Origin of the sequence: Herpetosiphon sp., assembly GCF_003512625.1 — a bacterium.
Taxonomy (GTDB): domain Bacteria; phylum Chloroflexota; class Chloroflexia; order Chloroflexales; family Herpetosiphonaceae; genus Herpetosiphon; species Herpetosiphon aurantiacus.
Genome location: NZ_DOPT01000056.1, coordinates 1 through 23031 on the forward strand (window position 1 = coordinate 1; position 23031 = coordinate 23031).

Consider the following 23031-nt stretch of genomic DNA (forward strand, 5'->3'; position numbering starts at 1 on the left):
CCCTCGCCCGCCGCCGTGGGAGAGGGGCTGGGGGTGAGGGCATCCATGGATCATCATTAAAAACTGGGGGCTGCTGATGTTATCGCGGGTTGCTGATAGTTTATATTGGATTGGCCGCTACCTTGAGCGAACCGAGCATACCGCCCGTTTGCTTGATGTGAATTTATCGTTGATGCTCGACCAAACGCCGGCTGCTGCCGAACGTCGCTGGGAGCGCATGCAAACCTACTTGGCTTGGAATTACGAGGGTATTCCCCAAACCTATGCGTTGGTGCAGGCCTTGACCTTTGATGTCAGCAATGCTAGCTCATTGGTCAGTGGAATTGGCGCTGCCCGCGAGAATGCCCGCCAAGTGCGCGAACAAATTAGTTCGGAAATGTGGGAACAACTCAATCGGGTCTATTTGCAGGTCAAGCGTACAACGATGGATCAGATGTGGCAGGAGCCACATGAATTTCTGCATAATGTGTTGAAAGAGGGCATTCATCTGTTTCAAGGCATTACCACTGCGACCCTAAGCCATGGCGAATGCTGGCACTGGCTGCGTTTAGGCCAATTTATGGAGCGGGCCATGGCCACAGCGATTTTGCTTGATGTGCATTTTGCGGAAACTGGTGGCACGCCCGATGATCAAACCAATTATTTAGATTGGGTTGGGTTGCTAAAGTCCTGTACATCGTTCGAGGCCTATTGTAATGTATATACTGCTGATATTCGGCCAGAACGAATTGCTGAATTTTTGTTGTTGAACGCTGAATCGCCGCGTTCGGTGCGTTTTGCCGCTGACCAAGTTGCGGCCTCGATTCAAGCGATCGCCTCGAATACCCTTGGGCGACGCGGCGATCGAGTTAAGCGCTTGGCTGGGCGCTTACAAGCAAGTCTTGATTATGGTCAAGTTGACGAGATTATGGCCGATGGCTTGAGCGGCTATTTAGCGACCATTCAACAACAATGCCAACAAATTCATACCAACGTCTATCAGACCTTTATTAGTTATCCGGTGGAGACAGCATTGGTATAAGGATGATCATGACAGCAGCACAACAGCGCATGTTGGCGGCCTTAACAGGCTTATCGGTGGGCGAAGCCTATGGTCAACAGCTTTGGCAGCAAGTTCAAACTGGGCTTGCAGTTGCCGACCAGCCCAGCCTTTTGCCAGCACCATGGCTGTGGACAGACGCAACCTTGATGGCATGTTCGTTGGTTGATCAATTATGGCATTATGGCGCGGTGCATAGTGCGGCGTTGGCTGCCGATTTGGCCTTGCGCTACACCCCAGTTCGTGATTATGGTACGTCGATGCATCAATTGTTGGCCAAGCCGCGTGATGGCGCAGCCGTCATGAGCGATGCTCAAAACTTATTTGATGGACAAGGCTCGTTTGGAGTTGGCGCGGCCATGCGGGTGGCTCCCTTGGGCTTATTTTTGGCTGATGCTCCGCTGAACGAGGTTGCTCAACAAGCGCAACTTTCGGCGCTTACCACCCATACCCATCCTGAGGCGGTGGCGGGAGCGGTGGCAGTGGCAGTGGCAGGCGCAATTCTCTGGCGCGAACGTGATCAACCGCTGCGCCAGCCCTCGGCAATCTTGGCCGAGATTGGGCAATATGTGCCAAGTAGCAGCCTTGAGCATCGTTTGGCCTTAGCGGCGGCAATGAATGATCGCCAAATGTGGCATCACATTGCTTTACGCTTAAGTAATGGCTATCAGCATAGCGCCCAAGCTACCGTTCCATGGTGCTTGTGGTGTGCTGTGCATTATCGCGATGATTATGCTGCGGCGATCGAGCAGGTGTGTGCAGCTGGCGGCAACTTTACCTCGATGGCCGCGATTGTTGGTGGCTTGTTGGCGGGCACGCTAGGCCGCGATTGTATTCCACCGCCATGGCTGCATGCCCGCGAACCTTTGCCAAGCTGGTTTTTGGCCAGCCTTGGCCTCGAAACTATTTGATTTCACGCTTGAAGTTTGGCAGGTGCTATGTACTACACCATTCGCCACGTTACCCGCTTTCGTTATAGCAACCCGATTAGCGAAAGCATGATGGAAGTTCGCAAACAACCGCGCACCGAGGGCGATCAACGCTGCTTATCGTTTGACATAACCACCAAGCCAAAATCAAAAGTCTTGGTTTATTACGATTCGCAGGGCAATACGGTGCATCATTTTGGCATTCCACGGGCGCATACTCAGCTTGAAATTATCACCCAAGCCTATGTTGAAAATCGGATTCAAGCGCCAGCCGACGATCTCATGCTTGATCTCAATACCTGGCAAGGTTTGGAAGATCATGCCTTGAACGGCCACGATTGGGATTATCTTAATTCCAGCCAATTTGTGCACTCGACCGATTTGCTGCAAGCGTTTGCCAACGAAATTGGCCTGAGCAAACAGCTTGATCCACTTACTTTGATTCGCCAAATTACCCAAGCAATCTACGATAAATTTGAGTATGTTCCGCAGAGCACCCGCGCTGATTCGCCAATCGATGAAGCTTTGGCCACCCGACGCGGCGTTTGCCAAGATTACACCCATATTATGCTCAGCCTCTTGCGTTGGTTACAAATTCCGGCGCGGTATGTGAGCGGCTATCTGTTTCATCGCACCGACGACAGTGTGCGTTCGGCGGCTGATGCCTCGCATGCCTGGGTTGAGGCGTGGTTGCCCAGCCTTGGCTGGGTTGGCTTTGATCCAACCAACAATGTGGTGGTAGCCGATCGGCATATTCGGGTGGCGCTTGGCCGTGATTATGCTGATGTGCCGCCGACCCATGGCATTTTCAAGGGCGAAACCCAAAGTACACTCGAAGTAGCTGTCCAAGTGTGCCTTGCCGACGAGCCATTACAAGCCGATCAACCATCGAAACTAGAAGGCTGGTCGGTGGTTGAGGGTGGCGATGTGGCGGCGGTGTTGCAACAAATGCAGCAACAACAATAAGCTTTTATCCAAAAAGCATGGGTGATTACTTGCCCATGCTTTAACTTGTCAGTTTATAACTCACCTTCGTATCATCCACCTCAATAAGTCCCATGGTTTTTAGTTGATTGATTAGCGCTTCTAGCTCAGCCTCAGATAGTTTTTTGAGAAAGATTGCGTTGATGGTACTGCTCAAGGTTTTAATAGTGCGAGGTTTTGAACTTTTATTGCCTTGAAGGCTGGTAATAATAACTTCGACCTGCGCATCTAAGGTTGAGGCTAGTGCTATCTTTACTCTGGGAATATCGTTAACGTTTTGAACGCGATTTGCAAAGATCTTTTTACTTTTGAGGTGCTGGATCAAGGGGTCAAAGCCCGTATCTTTGGAAACAATATGAAAATATGCGCTAGGCTCTTGGGCGGCTAATTGGCCGATATAAAACGCAATGTGGAAATCGAGCGCGTTGCTGCCATTACCAGAGATTTTAACGTAGCTAGCGCGTGAGCCTAACTGCTGAAGCGCGACCGCAATCTCAATTGGCACTTTGGTCTGATTTGCTCCCACGAAGATCAGCAGTTTAATATGCTCGTGGTTTAATGATTCGATCGTGGCTGGTTGCACATTTTCGTAATCGATCAGCACAAAATTGGTTCTCAAATATGCCCCCTTGGATGACCATCAGCAATTCTACACCACACTTGTTGCGCATTCACGCTTAAACTAGCTGTATCTTTATGATAATCCGTTTTTTGAATTTAACCAAGCTAAAATTCAATTGATTACAAATTCACCCCTAGATAAATACATTCCACAGAACCCACATTAGGGGGTGCAGGGGGATGAAAACCCCCTGCGTTTCCCGCCTTGAGGCGGGACGGAAGGGTGGTGAACCCCTTGGATCAAGCAAATAAATCTATATTCTGTGTGACTGCTGCTGTCACATTTGCTTGGTATGCTAGGCTTGCGCTGGAATAAAGAGTTGATACAGCATTAATCGAGTGTTGCATAGCGCAAAGGAGGCTTGATGATTCCCTCATCACTAAACCCGCCCCAAATCTTCCGCCAAACCGATAAACGCAATGTCCAAGAAGTGCCCTTTGTGGAGCTTGCCGATGGACGTTTGCAAGGCGTGGTTTCGAGTGGCTCGGATATTCAGCGGGTGTATGTGGCATATTTCGAGGCTCGCAGCCTCAATTTCTACTGTAGCACCAACAATAATCGCCCTTGTGGTGGTTTGCGTGGCAGCCCTTGCAAACATCTCACCAATTTGCTGGGCGAAGGCATTAAGCAATTTGGCATCGAAGGCATTTTGAAATATCTGCAATCTGCTCACGATCCAGCCCAAATCAATCATTTAGGCGATTTCTTGCGGATTGTTGGCCATAATACCAACCAAGCTCATGGTGCAATTTTTAGCCGTTTTCTTGGCTCACTCCAATTGCTCGAAATTCCGCTCAGCCCAATGCCACTGCCCGAGATGGATTGGTTTGCAGGGGGCCTGTGATGCTATCAGCGGAATTTAGCGCGAGTAACGACCTCATCCAAGCGATCGATCAACTGTTGCTGGCAGGCTTTACCAATCTCAATCATAGCCATCAAATGAGTTTGCAGCGGGTGGCTCAAGTTTATCGCGATACGCCGTTTGAGCAGGCGATGCTCAGCGCTGTGACTGATTTGAGCAATGGTGTGTTTCAACCAGCCGCGTTTATGTTGCTGGCGGTTGCCCGCGCATCGCTGCAAGCTGCCCAGCATGATCAACTTTTGCAGCAAATTCGGGTGCAACTTGGTCGCCCAATCAATGATCAATCAACATCAAAAGCCGTGGCGCTTGCCGCAACTCCGCCCTTGTTGGGTAGCGTGCAGCATTGGCTGACCGATTTAGCAGTAATGGGCTTTTCGCGACTGGAGCCAGCGATGATCAACGCCTTTACGCCAACCCTCGCCCAACTGCAAACTAACCCCGATTATCTGCGCACTTCGGCGATTCTCTCTGGTTGGCTGCATGAATTGCAACTTCAGCCTGAACAATTGCCTTTGTTTCGTTGGGGCGATTTGTGGACGCGGGCCATGCTTTCGACCCTCAGCCTGAATTCAACCCCACCAACCCAACCTGTCAGTGGCACGCTGTACCCCTTGGGCATCGAATGGCGACAACATTCCACGCTAGTTAGTTTGGTGGTCTATGCTGTGCTTGAGGCCGATTCCAAGGCTAGCTTGGCTACAATCAGCCAATCGGCCTATAAAGTTGCGGCAATTCAGCAGGATCAATTGTGGTTGCTGTTTCCTGAGTTGAGCCTGTTGTTCGATAGCTTGAGCACAGCCAAAGCCTTAGTGTTGCGCGATGCAGCAAGCTTGCCAACTGGCCAATTGCTGTGGGATGCGCAGACCGCCAGTTTGGGCGCTAAATATGATTTGCTTGATGTGGCCGAACGCTATTTTGGCCTGAATCCCAAACAATCAATTGCCCAAGCTCAACTTGCCCCCCAACAACGCCACCCAGTCCATGTGGCCGAGCCAGTTGTTTTGAGCAACTATCAACTCAATCAAACTACCGAAGCTTGCACAATAACGACTGGTGAACACAGTTTCATGCTTGAGCTTGGGTTGATCAACGGCACTGAAATCGATTTGGCGGTGCTTGAATCGGCTCAACGCTTGTTTGGCTTGGTGCGCTACGATGCTGGCGAGTGGCTGCTGCGACCTTTGGCAACCAGCCTGAAAAAAGGCAAGCCGCTATTTATTGGGCTAGAAAACGGCAAAGTTTTTAAGAAAGCGCCTAAAAATAATGCTGTTGGCATTCTCAAAGAGCGTGCTAGCCGCTTGCTCAGGGAGAAATCATGAACCAATCCGAGCTATTAAATCGTCGCCAAGTGCTCTATTGGCGTATGCTCAGCACTATGTTTGGCTATGACCAGCAGGGCGAAAATTTCGACAGCATGAGCCATGAGATTGCCCAAGATCTGGCCTTGCCTGAGTCGATTTTGCACCCAACACTCTCGCTGGAGCAATTGTTTCAACGTTACCCTGAGCTTGAGCCGGAGTTCAATCTGACTGAGCTTGACGATCGCCAAGATCCTACGACTTTGCGCCGTTCGTTAATTATTTCGAAGTTGTTGCTGAATGTCTTTGGCCCTCAAACCCAAAAACGCTCGATCAGCGCTGCCGAGTATGCCCAATGGCTCAAAGATGTGGCCCATCTTGAACGTTGTTTGGGTTTTCAGCCTGGAGCGTTGCGTCAAAGCCAACCTGGTCAAGGCCAAGCTAGCCAACCTGGTGGTTTGCAAGGTGGGCAGGGCGTTGGCTCAGGCTTCAATCTCTCCGAAGAAGAGTTGCGCCAAGTTATCCAAGGGCTGGAAAAAGATTTGATCAAGCGCATGGCTTTGCGCGAAGTGCTGCAAGATAATCGGCTTGCCGCCCAACTTACGCCTTCGATGGCGGTGGTTGAGCAATTGCTGCGCGATAAAAGCCATCTTTCGGGCAATGCCTTGATTAACGCCAAACGCCTGATCAAGCAATATGTTGATGAATTGGCCGATGTGTTGCGTTTGCAGGTGATGCAAGCCGTTTCAGCCAAAATCGATCGTTCAGTGCCACCTAAGCGGGTGTTTCGCAACCTCGATTTGAAACGCACAATTTGGCGCAATCTGACCAATTGGAATTCCAATGAAGGCCGTTTGTATGTTGATCGCTTGTATTATCGTCAAACTGCCAAAAAACGCACCCCAATGCGCATGATCGTGGTCGTCGATCAATCTGGCTCGATGGTTGATGCCATGGTGCAATGCACAATTCTGGCTTCGATTTTTGCCGGTTTGCCCCATGTTGATATGCATTTGATCGCCTTCGACACGCGCATGCTTGATCTCACGCCTTGGGTGCACGACCCGTTTGAGGTATTGCTGCGCACTCAGCTTGGCGGCGGCACAAGCATCAACGAAGCCTTGCTCTTTGCCAGCGAAAAAATTCAAGAGCCACGCAAAACCGCCGTGGTGCTGATCACCGATTTTTACGAAGGCGGTTCGGATCAAGTGCTGCTCGATACAATCAAAGCCATGATCGAATCGGGTGTGCATTTTATTCCGGTCGGGGCGGTCACCAGTTCGGGCTATTTCAGCGTCAACGATTGGTTCCGTACCAAGCTCAAAGAAATGGGTCGGCCAATTTTTGCTGGCAGCCCTCGCAAGCTGATCGAACAAATTAAGCAATTTATTACCTTGTAATGAAGGAGTTGTCATAATGTCTGATACCGTTTTGCGCTTGCCCGCCGAACTCAAATATGCCGATGAATTGCGCTATTTAGCCGAGCGGGATAACGGTCAACGCCCTGCTCGCTGGCAACTTTCGCCCCAGATGGTGCGCACCTTCGTGCTTGGCAGTACGCCTGCTCAAAAGCTTGATCGCGAGATTGCCCAAAAATGGTATGGCGACCCCAGCATTGCCGAGCGAGCGATTGTTACCTTGGCCTCGGATCGCGGTTTATTGTTGATTGGCGACCCTGGCACGGGCAAAAGCTGGTTGGCCGAATTGCTGGCGGCAGCGATTTGTGGCGATTCGACCTACGTTGTGCAAGGCACGGCAGGCACAACCGAAGACCAAATTAAATATTCGTGGAATATTGCCATGGTGATTGCCGCTGGCCAATCGCGTGATTCGATGATTCCTTCGCCCATTATGACCAGTATGCAACTTGGCGCGATGGGTCGGTTTGAAGAATTAACCCGTTGTACCAGCGATGTCCAAGATGCGCTGATCTCGATTTTGAGCGAAAAATATATTTCGATTCCTGAATTGCGCAACGATAATGTGGTGTTTGCCAAGCAAGGCTTCAACATCATTGCCACTGCCAACAGCCGTGATCGCGGGGTTAACGACCTTTCGTCGGCGCTCAAACGGCGTTTTAATTTTGTGCATATTCCGGTTGTGACCAACAAAAAGCAAGAACGCGAAATTATTCTGTTTCGCACGACCGAGCTTTTGGAGCGCCAACAAGTGCGAATCGACGTTGCGCCAACCTTGCTTGATGTCTTGCTACAAACTTTTGCCGATTTGCGCGAAGCCAGTGCCAGTGCTAGCTCCGACGATGCCAAACTTGAATCAGCGCTCTCGACTGCTGAACAAATTGGCGTGCTGGAAGATGCTGTGCTCTATTCGACCTATTTTGGTGAGCAGCGCCTCACGCCCGAGATTCTTGGACGCTCGTTGGTTGGCACGTTGGTTCGTCGCCGCCCCGAAGATGTCGCCGTGATGAACAAATTTTGGCATAGCGTGGTGGCCAAACACAGCGAGAAACACCAAGGCGAATGGCGTGATTTCATGGCTGGCGGTCAGGATGCAATGAAGGTCATCGAGGGGTAAACCCATGCTTGATTCACTAACCCAACAATTAAAGGCCACAGCGGCAGCCTTCAGCGAAGATGCTGAGGCACTGCAACGCTTGCTCCAACGCATGGCCCATGATGTTGAGCGAGCTGAACACGAGCCGCTTGATCTATTTCCGGTGGCGCATCATTCGCCTGCTTCGGCCTTGCAACTGGTACGCCGCTTGCATCAAAAGCAGCCAAAAGTTATTTACATCGAGCTTTGTGAGGATATGCTCGAATTAGTGGGGCATTTGCGCGATTGTAAATTGCCAGTGGCGTTTCAGGCGTTTGCCGCCGAAAGCGAGCTGGTTCCAGCCGAGGCGCTGCCAATTAGCGTGGTTGCCCCGCTGACCGAATCATCGGCTGAATATCAAGCGATTGCCTATGCCTTAACTCACCCCGAAACCCAATTGGTTTTTGTTGATCGGCCAGTTGATTACGTGTTTCAATGGCAACCCTTGCCAACAATTGACGAGAACGAAACCGATGACGACGATGAGGCTGCCCAACTGCATGGCAAGTCGATTGGGGTAACAATTGGCTCGTTGGAACCGACGTTTGACGATTTTCTGCATTATTTGCTGCAAAACTCCAACTCACGCCATTTTACTGAGTGGTGGGAGCAATATGTTGAGCGGGTGATTTTGCACGCCGATTATGCCATCTATCGCCAAGTAATGACCTTGGTTGGCAGCTTAATTCACCAACTTGGCCGCAAACCTCAAGATGTGGTGAATGATCGTTTGCGCGAACGCTATATGTGGACACGGATCAAACAACATTTAGCCGAGCATGCGATTGAGCCAACTGATGCGTTGTATATTTGTGGAGCAGCGCATTTGGCCAGCGATGTGGCCGAATTTGGCACGCACAATTCTGCGCAATGGGCTGAAATGCCTGCTAAAAGCAATACTCAATGGCTGTTTGGCCTGATTCCATCAAGTTTTGTGGCAATTGAGCAACAGTTCAATCATCCACCTGGCACGATTGCCTTGGCTGAATCGACCTGGCGCAAAAGCCTGAAAGCTGTTGATATTAAGGCCTTTCAGCTGAGCAAGGAGCAAAAACCGCCCAAAGCCAGTCGTAACAAAGTACCAGCCGTTGCCAGCCAACAACCCAACAATCCGCAGGCCTTGGCTAATTTTCTGGGCATGCCGCCCGAAGTAGCCGAAGCCGATCATGAGCAATTGATCGATTGGTGTGCGCGAATTGTCGGGTTGGCGCGGGAAAATGGCTATTTGGCGAGCACCGCTGATTCGATTGCCATCTATGAAACCGCCTATCTTTTGGCCAATATTCGTAATCGCCGCCAGCCCTCGCCCTACGATTTTGAAGATGCGGCGATCACCTGTTTGGAGAAAGATCGCACGCCACGCAAACGCAATATCAGCCAATTGTGTCGGGTCTTGTTGGGCGGCGATCGGGTTGGCACGGTTGGCTATGAATCGCTGCCACCATTAGCCAAAAATATCTATGATCGATTAGCGCCGTTGAATATCAACCTGTATGCCAAAACCAACCAACGCGCCTTAATGGATTTTAGCCAACGCCCCGATTTGCTTGATAGCTCAGAGTTGCTTTGGCGCTTGAATTATTTGCTGGGTAATTATGTAGTGCAGCCAATCATTGGCGAACGCAAACTTGGCAGCAAATCACTACAAGAATCGTGGGAAATTCGAATTGGCAAATACCAACGCGATGTGATTCAACTTGGCTACGAAGGCATTACGTTGGAGCAAGTGTTGGAACAGCGTATGCGTCAACGTGCTTTTGGCGATGATGCCACCGCTTCCAAAGCGCTGCATACCGCCGAAGCCAGCTTGATGTATTTGTATAGCCCACGCTTTACCGAGGAACTTGGGTTTCACAGCCGCGCCTTGTTGATTCAAGAAACGGGTGTGCAAGATGCGCCAGATATTTTCGATCGTGCTCGCCATTTGGTGCAATATTATCGCACTACGCCTCAAGGCTTGGCGGTTTGGCTCGAATCGTTTGTGGCAACTGGTTATAGCCATTATGCTTCGTTGCTACCGCAGGCTATCGCCGATCGCGGCACTACGCCCGAAGCAGTGGCAGGCATGTTGGGCTTTATCTTTTCGCTCGAAAGTTTGGCCTTATCGGTTGGCTGCCAGCGCAGCGAATTGCTGATTAGCGTTGAGCTAGCTGGCAAGGGCGAGGTTGCCCCCGATAAACTTGGTTTGTTGTGGGTGGCCGAGTGGCTGCTCAATCGGCGCAGTATTCAGTCAATGCGCGAATTTTTCGAGCATCTCACCGAAGATTCACTAAGTTTGCAAGGGCTGCCAGCCTACCTGAATGGCTTTATTTTGGCCTTGAAATTTGCCCCACGGATTGCGCTGTTCGTGGTTGAACTGTTGAGCCATATCTTCCGAATTGTGCCCGATTCGGTGCTGATTCCATGGTTGCCTGGCTTTATTTTGCAATTACGGCGCAATGCCACAATTCTAGAGCCATTGATTAAAGAAGCGGCCTTGGTTTTCCCAAGCGATTTGGCTGGCCTTGGTGCATGGCAACCCAATTGGATGCAAGATCAACAACGGTTGCCTGAGGGTGAAATTGCAATCAGCGCCGAATTAAGCCCTGACGATCAACTTGCCCATGATTTGCTTTTGGCTCACCCAGCCGGAATGCAGGCCTTGGCGGCGCTGTTGAATATCGGCTAAGCTTTTGGGGCGCGGTTGTTGGTGGTCGAAGATCGGGATTTAACGCAGCGGCGCAGAGCAAGCAAGGCTATAGGCTATCGGAGTATGCAGTAGTATCGCAATAATTCCGATAGCCTATAGCTGTAATGGTTTATAAGGTTAGCAGTGAATTTCGTGCCCTCACCCCCGACCCCTCTCCCACGGCGGCGAGAGAGGGGAGATACTGTGATCATGATCAAGGGTTTCCCCCTCGTCTCGCATACAAGGGTAGGTTTTACGACCCCTCACCCCCAGCCCCTCTCCCACTGCGGCGGGCGAGGGGTGTTCCAATGATCACGATGGGCTAGTTCCCCATCGCCTCGCATGCGGGAGAGGGGGCAAGGGGGTGAGGGAATGATGTCATTGCCAATCCAATGAACCATTACCCCTAACTGCTGATCCATGATCCCTAGCCCCTGCGTGAAGGCTACTTTGAGCGCTATAATACAGTCATTCGTTGGTTTTATTAATCTTTGGGAGTTGCAACGATGCCGCCCTTTAATCAACCAGCCCCACAACTTGGCAATCAATATAGCGATGATCGTCTACTCCAGCTTTATCTCCGCCGCCGCCTACCCGCCGATGTCCTTAGCCAAATCAAACCTGCGCTGCAAACAATCGGCGATTTAGCTGGCAACGAATTGTATCAGTTGCAATTGGCTGATCGTTTGAATGAGCCGCAATTAACCCAATGGGATGCCTGGGGCGAGCGGATTGATCAGATTGTATTGACCCCGCTCTGGCAACGTGCCGAGCAAATCGCTGCCAGTTATGGCTTGATTGCCACGGCCTACGAGCAAACCTTCCATGAATATTCGCGTACCTGCCAATTTGCTTTAGCCTATCTCTTCCATCCATCGAGCGATGTGTATAGCTGCCCCTTGGCGATGACTGACGGCGCTGCCCGAACCTTGCTCCAAGCGGGCAATCAGGCCTTGATCGAACGAGCCATACCGCATTTAATTAGCCGCGATCCCGACCAATTTTGGACGAGCGGCCAGTGGATGACCGAATCGACTGGCGGTTCAGATGTTGGGCTTTCGGAAACGATCGCCCGCCAAGCCGAGGATGGTACTTGGCGTTTGTATGGCCGCAAGTGGTTTAGCTCGGCTACAACCTCGCAAATGGCCTTGACTTTGGCGCGACCAGAGGGCAATCCCGCTGGTGGGCGTGGTTTGGCTTTGTTCTACGTCGAAACCCGCGATCAACGCGGGCGGCTCACTCAGATCGAAGTTAATCGGCTCAAGGATAAATTGGGTACGCGCAAAGTACCGACGGCTGAGCTGAATCTGCTTGGCACACCAGCAATTCCGGTGCAAGGCTTGCGCGATGGTGTGCGTGCGATTGTGCCGATGTTGCAAATTACCCGCACTTGGAACAGCGTTTCAGCAGTGGGCTTTATGCGACGTGGCATGGCGCTCGCCCAAGATTATGCCCAAAAACGCTGGGCTTTTGGCTCATTGCTCAATCAAAAACCACTGCATGTCGATACCTTGGCTGGTTTGCAGGCTGAGTATGCTGGGGCGTTCCTGCTGACCTTTTATTTAATCGAATTATTGGGCTTAGATGAAACTGGCCGAAGCACGCCCCAACAACGACAATTATTAAGATTATTAACATCTATTGCCAAATTGACCACCGCTCGCCAAGCAGTAAACCATACCAGCGAGATTATTGAGAGTTTTGGTGGGGCGGGCTATGTTGAGGATACAGGCTTGCCCAGCTTGCTGCGTGATGCGCAAGTGCTTTCGATTTGGGAAGGCACGACCAATGTTTTAGCGCTTGACAGCCTACGAGCACTTAGCGAAGATCCTGGCATTTGGCCCGTATTGCGTGAACAAGTCAATTTGTGGCTGAGCAATGCTCATGATCCAAGCCTCAGCCAAGCGATTGTGGTGGTCCAAACTGCGCTTGATCGATGTGAACAATGGCTCGCTGAAAGTAGCAATGATCGTAGTGTTGCTGAAATGGGGGCACGGCGTTGGGCATTAACCCTTGGGCGAGCATTGGAATTGGCGTTGTTAATCGAACATGCCCAAGCCGCCTTGATTGCCCCGAATGATCGTTGGTTGGCGGCAGCAGCCCGCCGGTTTAGTTGTAGCGCAGTTAATTTAATTGCCACAATCGATGCCAATGATAACCAAATATTGCTTAGTTGAGGGTGCTGGCTGTAAGAATAATACCTAACATTCTATAACAACCGTATTTCAATAAATGGCGCTAGTACTATAAAAAAGCAGGCTAGCCCTAGTACCGTTGGCTGTTTGCGTGCAATTACAGGCTAGGGTATAGTAGGGCAACTTGTTATTCTTCCCAATCTGCGGCGATGCAAATACTGGTTGTTTTAGCCCATTGAGCCAAAAAGGGTTTTTTCATGAAAGCACTACTGGCATGGTTAGCTCAGGTTGATCATCCGCTTGAGGATGTGCGGCGACGTGGCCAAATTATCATCAGCGTGATGTGTGCGCTCCTCGTTATTGTTGTGATTGCCATTCCTTCCCTGCTCTTTAATCCGAAACCATTGACCTCGGCTGTGGCTTTGGGCTTAGGCTTGGTTTTGGCGGTGGTGGTGATTCCGTTGGCGCGGCGTGGCAAAGTAACGTTTGCTGGCTGGATTGTGGTGATTACCACCTCCGTGATCGTCTCGATTCCGATGATGTTGCGCGGCGAAACCAGCTATACCCTAGCCTATTTACTGGTTCCAGTCTTGATTGCTGGGGTCGTGCTGCGCCCATGGCAAATTTTAATGGTCTTGGTTGGGGCATGGGTGATTATTGGCACATTGGCGTTTGTCTATCCCACAACCGATCAGGTTGCAACAACTGGTGGGGTGGTTACCCATGCGATCTTGATTACCATGATTGGTTCGATTATTAGTTTTGTGAATAGCCGAATTACGGTTGGGGCTTTTCATGCGGTTTCCGAAGGCCAGCGCACGATCGAGCAAAATGCCAAACAATTAGTCGAATTAAACTCCTCGTTGGAAGCCCAAGTCCATGAGCGGACTGCCGACCTTGAAAACGCTCTCATGAAATTGCAAGATCGGGCTAGCACCCAAGAACGCTTGCTTGATGAGATTGAACAGCAGCGTGAAGTGATTCGCGAGATGAGCGTGCCAGTTTTGCCAGTGGCGGCCAAAGTATTGGTGATGCCATTGATTGGAGCGCTCGACAGTGAACGCCTGACCCGCCTGCAAGAGAATGCCTTACAAGCGGTGCAGCGTCAGTCGATCAAACATTTGGTGCTGGATATTACCGGAGTTGTGGTGGTTGATAGCCAAGTTGCCCAAGGCTTTATTAGCGTGGTGCGCTCAGTACGCTTGCTTGGCGCTGAAACCATGTTGGTCGGGATTCGACCTGAAGTTGCCCAAGCCATGGTTTCGTTAGGGCTTGAATTGGATTCAATTAGTACCTCGGCGACCTTGCAAGAAGGCTTGCAACGCATCCCCAACTATAATTAATCGGGCTTGGTTGCTGGCTCAAACGGTTGGTCCCAACGATTGGCATAGGCTAAAGCCGCTGTGCGTTTGCGCTGCGATGAGGTCCAATCGATCGTTGGGCGGTCGGCGGCCTGCGGGATATAGCCCAAGCGATACAGCACCATCAAGCTATGTTCATCAGGAATTTGCAACAGCTTGGTGATTTTCTCCCATTGGCCCTCAACTTCCATCGGGGTCGAGATAAATTGCATGCCAATGCCCAACGATGTTGCAGTCAGCCAAATCGTTTGCATCACCGCGCCCAAGGAAAGTAGCGAGTACATGCCCGATAAATCATCGGGTTTGTATTCGCTTTTATCGAGCGTAATCCCCAAAATCAAGGGCGAACCAGCGACTAATTTCCGAGCATCTTTGCCGAGCACTTTGGGCACTTGAAATTTGGCCATCAACTCGCCGCCACGCTCAGTAAAGATATATTTAGCAAATGGTTTTAAAATTGCTGGCATATTGTCGATCAAAATCCCATCGCCCCGTTGATCAACTTCTTGCTTGGAGAAACGAAAATATTTGCGATAGCGTTGCCAGAAGCGGCCCCCCGCCATTAATTTCTGCATCGATTCACCTGCAATCTCGGCCAATTGCATGCGCGTCGTTTGATCTTGAATCACCACGAAACGCCAAGGCTGCGAATTGAAGTGCGAGGGAGCACAAGCCGCCATCTCCAAAATGGTTTGGACATGGGTCGGATCGAGCGGGCGATCTTCAAATGGGCCGTTGGTGGTGCGGCGCGAACGAATTGCATCAAGCAAATCCATAGAGACTTCCTTGTCTAAACGGGCGGCCATGGAATTGAGCGCTGCCCATACGAGGCGGGAAATTTGCCACTGCTAATCAAGCGGCTGAGCCGTTGGCGCATCGCTTTGATTTCACGTGGATAGAGCATGGTATTAAGTGCGATGGTCAGGCTGGTTTCTGGCTCTAAATTTTGATTGAGTTGTTTGAGGTCGGCCAAATCAGCTTCATCAATCTCCTGCCCAACCCAATCCCAAATCACGGTGCGCAACTTATATTCATCGTGAAAGCAGATGCCATGATCAATCGCCCAAATCCGTTGATCGTCGTCAACCAACACATGGCCACCCTTGCGATCAGCGTTGTTGATCACAATATCGAACAATGCCATGCGCTGAAACTCGCGTTCATGGCCTTCTTTCAAGGTGAAAAAATGTTGCTCATAATCGGCGTGAATCAGCAATTGCACTGAGCCAACGCCGTGTGGGCCTTCGCGGGTGACGGTTGGCGGCACTAAATGCCAACCCAAGGCATGGCTAATCAAAAATGCTGCGGCCTCGCGTTTGTACAACGTGCCCTGAGGGAAATCCCAGAGCGGGTTTTCGCCACGCTGTGGTTTATAGACAGCCCCAAGCACCAGCTCACTCTGATCGTCGGCGTGCACTTCAACCAAAAACGTATAGTTACTGCTCCATGGCAATAATCCCTGCAATTCCATCCGACCATCGCGCAGCACTTGCAAGATTGTTGCCAATTCGAGCGCTTGGGGTTGCTCTGATTCGTGATCGCTCATGGGCTACCTCAGTTGATTGTTTGGCTATAGGCTATTGACGTTAGGCTATCGGAACAGGATTTGATAATTCAATCGACGTTCCAATAGCCCATTGCTCTGCATTCTCCGCGCCTCTGCGTTAAACCGCAACGCCATAGTTCTGGATGAATCAAACGCCTATAGTCTATAGCCTTATGTTACATTTCCGAGGCTTTTTTATTGCCGTGGCCATTTTTCTTGACGCAGAGATGGCCTTCATCTTCCATTGGCTGCAAACATTGAGGGCAAATTGGCCGCCCGCCAGTGGTGATAATGTCCATGGCGTTGCGACTGAGTGCCTGCATTTGCGCCCGCGTTGCCGAAATCCGCACTCGTCGTGGATCGTTTTTGCCTTCCTCGGCCTCAGCATTTTGTTGCAAAATTGGGTCGATTTCCTCATCGTCCTCATCATCGGCCAATTGAAATTCTTCGACCTCGATCACCAACAAATCGCTGGTTGGGTCGTAGGCCAACGACATTTGGGCGATGCGAAAGAAGGGATTTAATGGGGGGCGCAGCAGCAATTCGGCGGGTGTTGGCTCCTCGGAAGCATCAGGTCGAGCAACCCCACGCTTATCCAACTCTTCCAAAATATCGTCAATGCGCAAGCAGAGTGCCCGAACCAGCTCTTTTTCGGTGATTAATGAAACCAGATCGCTACCTTTTTGAGCTTGTAAATAAAAGGTGCGTTGGCCTGGTTGACCGACTGCTGCTGCCGTAATATGGCTAACGCGCCGTAAATCGTAGACGAAATCTGACATGCCGAACCTTTCAATTCAGTGCAAGAGAGAGTTTAGTTTAGCCCACAGGCCGTTCAGTTTCCGGCGTAAGCTCGTTCGAATCGCTTGAAGCAGGTTTGGCTTCCGGAAAGCTAGGCATTTCGCCAGTGTGATTGACACATAGCACATGTGGCCCGCTATCGTTGACCGAGACAATCGTGACTGAGGCTGGGCTGATAATAATCCGTTGGAATAAATCTAAATGAACCCCCAAATAGTGGGCGATCATCGCTTTGACCACATCGGCATGGGCAAAAACGGCGATCAGCTCATCGGGGTGTTGGTGGCGCAAGGCTTCGAGTGCATCGACGACCCGATTTTGCATCTCGCGCAGGGTTTCGCCACCTGGAATGCGGGTGCCCGATGGAAAGCGCTGAATATTGGCCCAAGTTGGCGTATCAGCTAATTCTTTAATCGTGCGGCCTGTCCACTCGCCAAACTGAATTTCGCCAACACCCGCCAAGATTTGAATTTCGAGGCCGAGTTGCTGGGCAATTGGTTGGGCGGTTTCCACGGCTCGCTCAAGCGGGCTGCTATAGATTGCTTTGATCGGGGCTTTGGCTAAATGTTCAGCCAAGCGTTGGGCTTGAGCCTGACCTTCAGCATTCAGATGGACGTTGGGTGTCCAGCCAGCCAAGGCTTTGCCAACCATATCGTTGGTGGCATGGCGAATTAACAAAAACGTCGTCATTGGTATCGATTCCTCCGCTACGACGCACAATACATCGTATTATACGGCGATTTTAAGCGCAATGGAAACCGATATTTTAGCAATGGCACATTTGCAAGCACAGAATTATGGCTAGTGATATAGCTAGCTGTATCGCTTGAATATCGCTTTAAGGATCACTTAAGAACTAGTGTTGGGTAATTGAATATGGTGAAATAGAGCCAGACAACAAACTCCTACTTCGAAAACACTATCCACCAACTATTTCCTTACCTTGGAGGAAGCCATGGCTCATCCACGTCTGGTTCGATTGTTTTCGCTGATCCTACTGACCGCCTTGACCGTCCAGTTGGTACTGATTCCAAGCAGTGCTGCTGCTCAAAGCCAAAGCAAGCAAGCGACCCCCGCAAGTGAATTGCCTGCTACCCTGCCCGGCGAACACTACAACTATCCAGCAAACAGTATCTATCAATACTACTGGTCAACCTTGGTTGATACGGTTTCAACCACCCAAGAGCAAAGCAGTGGTGTTCGCAACGATAGCAACAGCTTCAATCTGCAAGGCTATTTGCAAGTCGAACGCTATGCCTACGATAGCTACAGTGCTTACCTGCGAGCCCAAGTTATTAACCCTGTGATGTACAACAAAACTGAGGCTGGCTGGCAACAGGTCACTGATCCTGAAGTGATTGGCCGGACTGCTGATGCTGAATTAGCTCGCCCTTTCTACTTCCAACAAGATCGTAATGGCACGATCTATGGCCTGTATTTCGATAGCGCTGATACTGAAGATGTGCAAAATATCAAGCGAGCAGCGCTTTCACAGTTGCAAATGTACCTCTTCTACGATCCAAATCCAATCGGCGAGTGCTCAGATCCTACCCAAATTCAGTGCTTGCAACCGTATAGCATTGGCGAAAGCGATGTTTCAGGCGTATATACCGCCGATTACACCAGCCGCATGATCGATGCCCAAACGGTTGAAATTACCAAAAAACGCACCGAAAAATCCTACAAGAGCTTTGCTGATCGTTCAATTGCCAATGCTGAAGCAACCAAAATTGAAAGCACCAGTGTTGCAATCTACGATTTGCGAGCAGGGATCTTGCTCAAAAATACCACGACCCAACGGATTCGCAGCGGCTTCAGCACCGAAAATAGCCTCAACAACTACGAAGGCTCAGGCTACGGCATTCAATCAGGAGCCGATTCTGACGATTCGATTCGCTATGAAGGCACGATTCCTGGCTTCTTAGAGCCACAATCATTCGAAGGCAAGGCCAGCACTAAATCAATTACCAACCTGATTCGCACAATCGAAGGCAAAGAATACAAATCAGCCGATATTGTCGCCAGCGTGACCAGCAATAAGGCTAATGCTGACCGTGGTTTGGCAGCTGCCGATTTGGCGACGGCCTTGAAGGAACTTGCAGCTGCACCTAGCGACCCCAACGCTGTAACTCGCCTTCGTGCAACCTTAAACACGGTTGATGGCGCTTTGGCCCAGCTTGATCAACAATTGAGCAAAGGCCGTACCAATCCAGCCTTGCACGAAGGGATTATCGGTGCCTTGACTGGCGTGGTTGATAGCCAAGCCCAAGCCATGATCATCAAGCACTTTGTTGGTAACCAAAGCCTGAATCAAACCACCCGAACTCAAGCCTTGACTGCGTTGACAGTTGGTGAGCCAAGCGCTGAAACCATCGCTGCTGTGCGCAACTTGGTGCAAGCCAATGGCAGCGATGCCAAGCAAGCCTTGTTGGTCTTGGGCGCAATTGCCAATAATGTGCAGGCCAAACAACCACAATTGGCGCAAGAACTCAGCCAAATTATTGAAACCAAGCTCGCCAAAGCCAAAACCGACCTCGACCGCGACCTAGCCTTGCGTGCCTTGGGCAATGCTGGCCCAGCAACCAACTTGAGCGTTATCAGTGGCTACTTGAGCCATAGCAACGAAATTGTGCGCACCTCGGCAATTGATGCCTTACGCAAGTTCCCAGCGGCTGAAACTCAAGCCTTATTGCTCCAAGCCTACACCAACGAAACTAGCCCAGTAGCTCGCCACACGGCTCGCGAGTTGCTCTATGCCAACGGCGATGCTCCAACGCTGAACGCCTTCGATTGGAATTGGCAAAAATTTGTTGGCGGTGGCGACCTCAAGGGCGAATTGAAAGCTCGCTTGTACTTGAGCGATGGCCCAGATATTACCGCCCTTGCCCACGGTGAAGCCAAAGCCCATGCCTGGTCGTGGAGCTACACCTTGGCCGATGCCAAAGCTACCTCATATGTCCAAACCGAAAATGGCACCAAGTATCGCTACTTTGAAGCCTATGTCAAAGTCTTGGGCAACAATGTCTTTACCCCAATCAAAGAACGCATCGCTTGTGGTGTTCAACGCACTGGCAATCTGTATCAAACCACGATGACCTTCTTCTCGGTAACTAAAACCTTTATGGTTGGCCCGATTCCAATTCAATTGGGCTTGTCAGCCAGTGGCAGCATCTCAATTCCTTGGAAGATTGTTGCAACCGCCTGTGATGTGCCAATCTCAGCCAGCGCCAATGTTTCGATTACGCCAACGGTTTGGGCTTCGGCCAGTGCTACCGCCGCTGTTACCATCTTTATCGCTCGCGGTGGCGTAGGCATCAACGCCGACTTCCTCAAAACCTCGCTCGAAGCCAAGGCCAGCGCGACCTACCACATTACCAATGGGTTCCACGGCAACTTAGGCCTGAACATCTCGGTTCAACCATTGGCAGTGCGCATTTTCCTCTGGTATCAATTGCGCAAATGGAATGGTAGCTGGAAGAGCCGCAACGAATGGACGATTTGGAATTGGAGTGCCGCAACCCAAACCTGGCCAATTTGGAACACAAATTTCTAAAGAAGCTTAATGAATGGCCCAAATGCAGTGCTCATGGCACTGCATTTGCTTTTTATCAGGACAAAAACCTACTCCCTGAGCCAAAAAACACTTGCATTCTTGGCACGGGTGATATAAGGTAGGTGATATCGCGAATGCTTGTGGTATTACGAGGATACTAAAGCCATGCGGCTGTCTTTCAATTCTGGTGAAGACAGGTAGTGTAAGGAGTAACTCCAAATGCATCAATCGGATTTGATCAAGGCCATTGCGGAAAAATCAGGTTTGAGCCAAGCCCAAGCTGGCAAAGCAGTTAACGCCTTGCTCGAAAGCATCACCGAAGCGTTGGCTGCTGGCGATCGGGTCGTCTTGACTGGCTTCGGGACGTTTGAAGTCCGCGAACGCCAAGCTCGTACTGGCTTCAACCCCAAAACCCGTGAGCCATTGGAAATTCCTGCTACCCGCGCCCCAGCATTCTCGGCTGGTAGCAACTTGAAAAAGGCTGTGACCGAGAAATAAGCTTGGTCACCCCTAAAAACCACGGCTAGGCCAAGCGCTTAGCTGTGGTTTTTTTAACTTGAAAATAGAACAAATGTTTTATATAATCAGCTGTTGTGTTTGTATGAGGAATGTGTATGCAAGTTTACGAACGTGCTGGTTTGACGATTGCTGGCTTGGCGACGCGCACCACCAATCAGGCCGAGGCTGATCCGCGCACGGGCTTGATTGGCCCGCTCTATCAGCGCTTTTTTGGCGAAAACATCAGCCAACAGCTCGCTAACGCCGATTTAACCAGTCGCTATGGGGTGTATACCAACTATGCCAGCGATCATCAAGGCGAATATGATCTGATTGTCGGCCATGCTGTAAGTAGCGATCAACCACAGCCTGACGGTTTGATCCAGATTACGATTCCAGCTCAGCGCTATCTCCGTTGGCAGGGCACAATTGCCCAACCCAGCGATGTGATTGGCATGTGGATGCACATTTGGGAGTATTTTAGCCAACCTCAGCTATATCAACGGAGCTATACCGCCGATTTTGAATACTATGATTTTGCCCAGCCCGATCAGGCCGAAATTTGGATTGCAATTCAGTAAAGTCTCCTTATCTTTTGAGTAAAATTTAGAACCGCAAGCATCCGAAAATTGTCCTTTAGGGGTGCAGGGGGATGAAAACACCCTGCGTTCCCCGCCTTGAGGCGGGGCGGAGGGGTGGTGATCCCAAACTTATAAAGCTTTAATCATTTGTGTTTTACAATCAATTGTGTAAGAAGCTACTTCAGGCTGAGTCAAGGCTTGTTCGATCGTCTCAAGTATTTAGCCAATAAACTCAGGATTTTCATGGGTCACTATAATTGCGGCATCTTTTTCAGTAGCGAAAGTCGTCATCGGCATAATCAGTAGCCCTGCTTGATCACGCCAGCCCAAATAATCGTGAACTACCACGCCCACAAGGGGCGTGGCTTCTGCCTTCAACGACAGCTACCAGCGTTTCGCTGGGTTTACACCATCTCGAGCAGCGTTTTGGCTTTCCGTCGTCCCAACGGCAAGCAGGCGTAGCCCTTCATACAGCATGTTGATCGCGGCGTTGCCATCGCGATCATGGGTCGTGCCACAGGTGGGGCATGTCCACACGCGGTCAGCCAGCGTCAAGGCAGTCTTGGAATGACAGAAGTGGCAAGTTTTCGATGAGGCGTAGAACCGCCCAATCTTAACAACTCGTCGTCCGTGCCATTCAGCTTTTTCCTGCAATCGTTGCATGAAGGTACTCAGTGCGGCATCACTGAATGATTTGGCCAGCTTGGTTCTCGCAAGGCCTTTAATATTCAGGTCTTCGATGCACACCACGTCAAATTGGCGAACTATCCCCAACGCATGCTTATGCAGCCAATCGGCACGTTGGTTGTTGATTTTCTTGTGGATACGGGCAACGTGCTTTTTTGCTTTCAAGCGGTTGTTGCTGCCCTTTTGGGCGCGTGAGAGTTTGCGCTGAGCACGGGCAAGTTTCTTTTGGCTTCGACAGTAGAACTTTGGTGGTGCTGTCTTCTCGCCCGTTGACAGCGTGGTGAAGGATTCAAGCCCGACATCAATGCCCACAGGTCGATCAGCTGTTGGTTGAACATCAGGGAGGTCGATATGACAGACGAAAATGACCCACCACGCGCCTGTGGCATCCTGTTTGATCGTTGCACTCTTCGCTATGCCTTGCAAGGGGCGATGAATGATCGCCCGTATCAGCCCGATTTTTGGCACGCTGATGGTATGTTCATCAACCACGATCACACCTTGCGGGAAGCGTAGGCTGTGCGGCGTGATTTTGCGTGATTTGAATCGCGGGTACTTGGCGCGTTTGGCAAAAAAGTTGCTGAAGGCCGTTTCCAAATCCATCAAGGTTTGTTGCAACGGTTGTGAGTGGCAATCACGCAAAAATGCCGTTTTGGGCTGACGTTTCAGATCAACCAATGCCGCCGCAAGCCGTTGATAGCTCAGCCGTTGACCCGTTGTTTGGTAGTGGGTTTGCTTGCAGTGCAGCGCCCAATTCCAGACGAAGCGCCGACAACCCGCCCACTGTACCAAGGTTTCAACGTGGGTCGGTGTGAGTTGCAGACGGTATTTGTAACAACGGGTCAGCATTCGCATGAGCAGACTTCCTTTTACGTATTGACACTATACCACTACGTTGTTCAATAATCAATATATTT

At 50.6% G+C, this 23031-nt stretch carries 19 protein-coding genes; 13 read left to right on the top strand and 6 right to left on the bottom strand.

Features of this window, described 5'->3' with window-relative positions; translation table 11 throughout:
• Nucleotides 1-76: 76 nt before the first annotated feature.
• Genes DEF47_RS12110 through DEF47_RS12120 form a run of 3 tightly spaced genes read left to right on the top strand, consistent with a single transcriptional unit; the run spans nucleotide 77 to nucleotide 2934 of the window.
• Complete coding sequence (locus DEF47_RS12110) at nucleotides 77-1021, top strand: alpha-E domain-containing protein (RefSeq protein ID WP_012190947.1); 945 nt, start codon at nucleotides 77-79, stop codon at nucleotides 1019-1021.
• An 8-nt stretch (nucleotides 1022-1029) separates the two neighbouring features.
• Complete coding sequence (locus DEF47_RS12115) at nucleotides 1030-1950, top strand: ADP-ribosylglycohydrolase family protein (RefSeq protein ID WP_012190946.1); 921 nt, start codon at nucleotides 1030-1032, stop codon at nucleotides 1948-1950.
• Between the two features lie 27 nt (nucleotides 1951-1977).
• The gene (locus DEF47_RS12120) at nucleotides 1978-2934 is read left to right on the top strand and encodes a transglutaminase family protein (RefSeq protein WP_012190945.1); all 957 of its coding nucleotides are present in this window, start codon (nucleotides 1978-1980) and stop codon (nucleotides 2932-2934) included.
• 40 nt (nucleotides 2935-2974) lie between these two features.
• Here DEF47_RS12120 and DEF47_RS12125 read toward each other — a convergent pair whose 3' ends face one another.
• The gene (locus DEF47_RS12125; protein WP_012190944.1) at nucleotides 2975-3571 is read right to left on the bottom strand and encodes a PIN domain-containing protein; all 597 of its coding nucleotides are present in this window, start codon (nucleotides 3569-3571) and stop codon (nucleotides 2975-2977) included.
• 367 nt (nucleotides 3572-3938) lie between these two features.
• On the opposite strand from DEF47_RS12125, the gene DEF47_RS12130 reads away from it, so the two are divergent.
• The 7 genes from DEF47_RS12130 to DEF47_RS12160 all read left to right on the top strand — a co-directional run bounded on the left by DEF47_RS12130 (nucleotide 3939) and on the right by DEF47_RS12160 (nucleotide 14433).
• Complete coding sequence (locus DEF47_RS12130) at nucleotides 3939-4418, top strand: hypothetical protein (protein ID WP_012190943.1); 480 nt, start codon at nucleotides 3939-3941, stop codon at nucleotides 4416-4418.
• On the top strand, nucleotides 4418-5755 hold the full coding sequence (locus DEF47_RS12135) for a hypothetical protein (protein ID WP_012190942.1): 1338 nt from the start codon (nucleotides 4418-4420) through the stop codon (nucleotides 5753-5755). The genes DEF47_RS12130 and DEF47_RS12135 overlap by 1 nt, the downstream gene beginning before the upstream one ends.
• Nucleotides 5752-7134 carry a VWA domain-containing protein gene (locus DEF47_RS12140; RefSeq protein ID WP_012190941.1) on the top strand — a complete coding sequence of 461 codons (1383 nt, stop codon included), beginning with the start codon at nucleotides 5752-5754 and terminating at the stop codon, nucleotides 7132-7134. Before DEF47_RS12135 ends, DEF47_RS12140 begins: the two co-directional genes overlap by 4 nt.
• Before the next feature lie 16 nt (nucleotides 7135-7150).
• Nucleotides 7151-8269, top strand: coding sequence for an ATP-binding protein (locus DEF47_RS12145; protein WP_012190940.1), 1119 nt, complete (start codon nucleotides 7151-7153; stop codon nucleotides 8267-8269).
• A 4-nt stretch (nucleotides 8270-8273) separates the two neighbouring features.
• Complete coding sequence (locus tag DEF47_RS12150) at nucleotides 8274-10955, top strand: DUF5682 family protein (protein WP_012190939.1); 2682 nt, start codon at nucleotides 8274-8276, stop codon at nucleotides 10953-10955.
• A 506-nt stretch (nucleotides 10956-11461) separates the two neighbouring features.
• A complete protein-coding gene (locus DEF47_RS12155) occupies nucleotides 11462-13132 on the top strand; it encodes an acyl-CoA dehydrogenase family protein (RefSeq protein WP_012190938.1) in 1671 nt (556 codons plus the stop codon).
• 215 nt (nucleotides 13133-13347) lie between these two features.
• Nucleotides 13348-14433, top strand: coding sequence for an STAS domain-containing protein (locus DEF47_RS12160; protein WP_012190937.1), 1086 nt, complete (start codon nucleotides 13348-13350; stop codon nucleotides 14431-14433).
• Here DEF47_RS12160 and DEF47_RS12165 read toward each other — a convergent pair.
• The 4 genes from DEF47_RS12165 to DEF47_RS12180 all read right to left on the bottom strand — a co-directional run bounded on the left by DEF47_RS12165 (nucleotide 14430) and on the right by DEF47_RS12180 (nucleotide 17485).
• Nucleotides 14430-15227 carry a nitroreductase family protein gene (locus DEF47_RS12165; protein ID WP_012190936.1) on the bottom strand — a complete coding sequence of 266 codons (798 nt, stop codon included), beginning with the start codon at nucleotides 15225-15227 and terminating at the stop codon, nucleotides 14430-14432. The genes DEF47_RS12160 and DEF47_RS12165 overlap by 4 nt on opposite strands.
• 14 nt (nucleotides 15228-15241) lie before the next feature.
• Entirely contained in the window at nucleotides 15242-15997 is a 756-nt protein-coding gene (locus DEF47_RS12170) for an SCO1664 family protein (protein ID WP_012190935.1), read from the bottom strand.
• 176 nt (nucleotides 15998-16173) lie between these two features.
• The gene (locus tag DEF47_RS12175; RefSeq protein WP_012190934.1) at nucleotides 16174-16776 is read right to left on the bottom strand and encodes a DUF3090 domain-containing protein; all 603 of its coding nucleotides are present in this window, start codon (nucleotides 16774-16776) and stop codon (nucleotides 16174-16176) included.
• A 37-nt stretch (nucleotides 16777-16813) separates the two neighbouring features.
• Nucleotides 16814-17485, bottom strand: a complete 672-nt coding sequence (locus DEF47_RS12180; protein WP_012190933.1) for an MSMEG_4193 family putative phosphomutase — start codon at nucleotides 17483-17485, stop codon at nucleotides 16814-16816.
• Nucleotides 17486-17750: 265 nt separating this feature from the next.
• Between DEF47_RS12180 and DEF47_RS12185 the strand changes: the two genes are divergently transcribed.
• From DEF47_RS12185 to DEF47_RS12195, 3 genes are all read left to right on the top strand, one after another.
• The gene (locus DEF47_RS12185) at nucleotides 17751-20348 is read left to right on the top strand and encodes a HEAT repeat domain-containing protein (protein ID WP_012190932.1); all 2598 of its coding nucleotides are present in this window, start codon (nucleotides 17751-17753) and stop codon (nucleotides 20346-20348) included.
• A gap of 219 nt (nucleotides 20349-20567) precedes the next feature.
• Nucleotides 20568-20846 carry an HU family DNA-binding protein gene (locus DEF47_RS12190; RefSeq protein ID WP_012190931.1) on the top strand — a complete coding sequence of 93 codons (279 nt, stop codon included), beginning with the start codon at nucleotides 20568-20570 and terminating at the stop codon, nucleotides 20844-20846.
• A 116-nt stretch (nucleotides 20847-20962) separates the two neighbouring features.
• Nucleotides 20963-21427, top strand: coding sequence for a GyrI-like domain-containing protein (locus tag DEF47_RS12195; protein ID WP_012190930.1), 465 nt, complete (start codon nucleotides 20963-20965; stop codon nucleotides 21425-21427).
• A gap of 384 nt (nucleotides 21428-21811) precedes the next feature.
• Here the strand turns inward: DEF47_RS12195 and DEF47_RS12200 are convergent, their stop codons facing one another.
• A complete protein-coding gene (locus DEF47_RS12200; protein ID WP_012190929.1) occupies nucleotides 21812-22969 on the bottom strand; it encodes an RNA-guided endonuclease InsQ/TnpB family protein in 1158 nt (385 codons plus the stop codon).
• Nucleotides 22970-23031 lie beyond the last annotated feature (62 nt).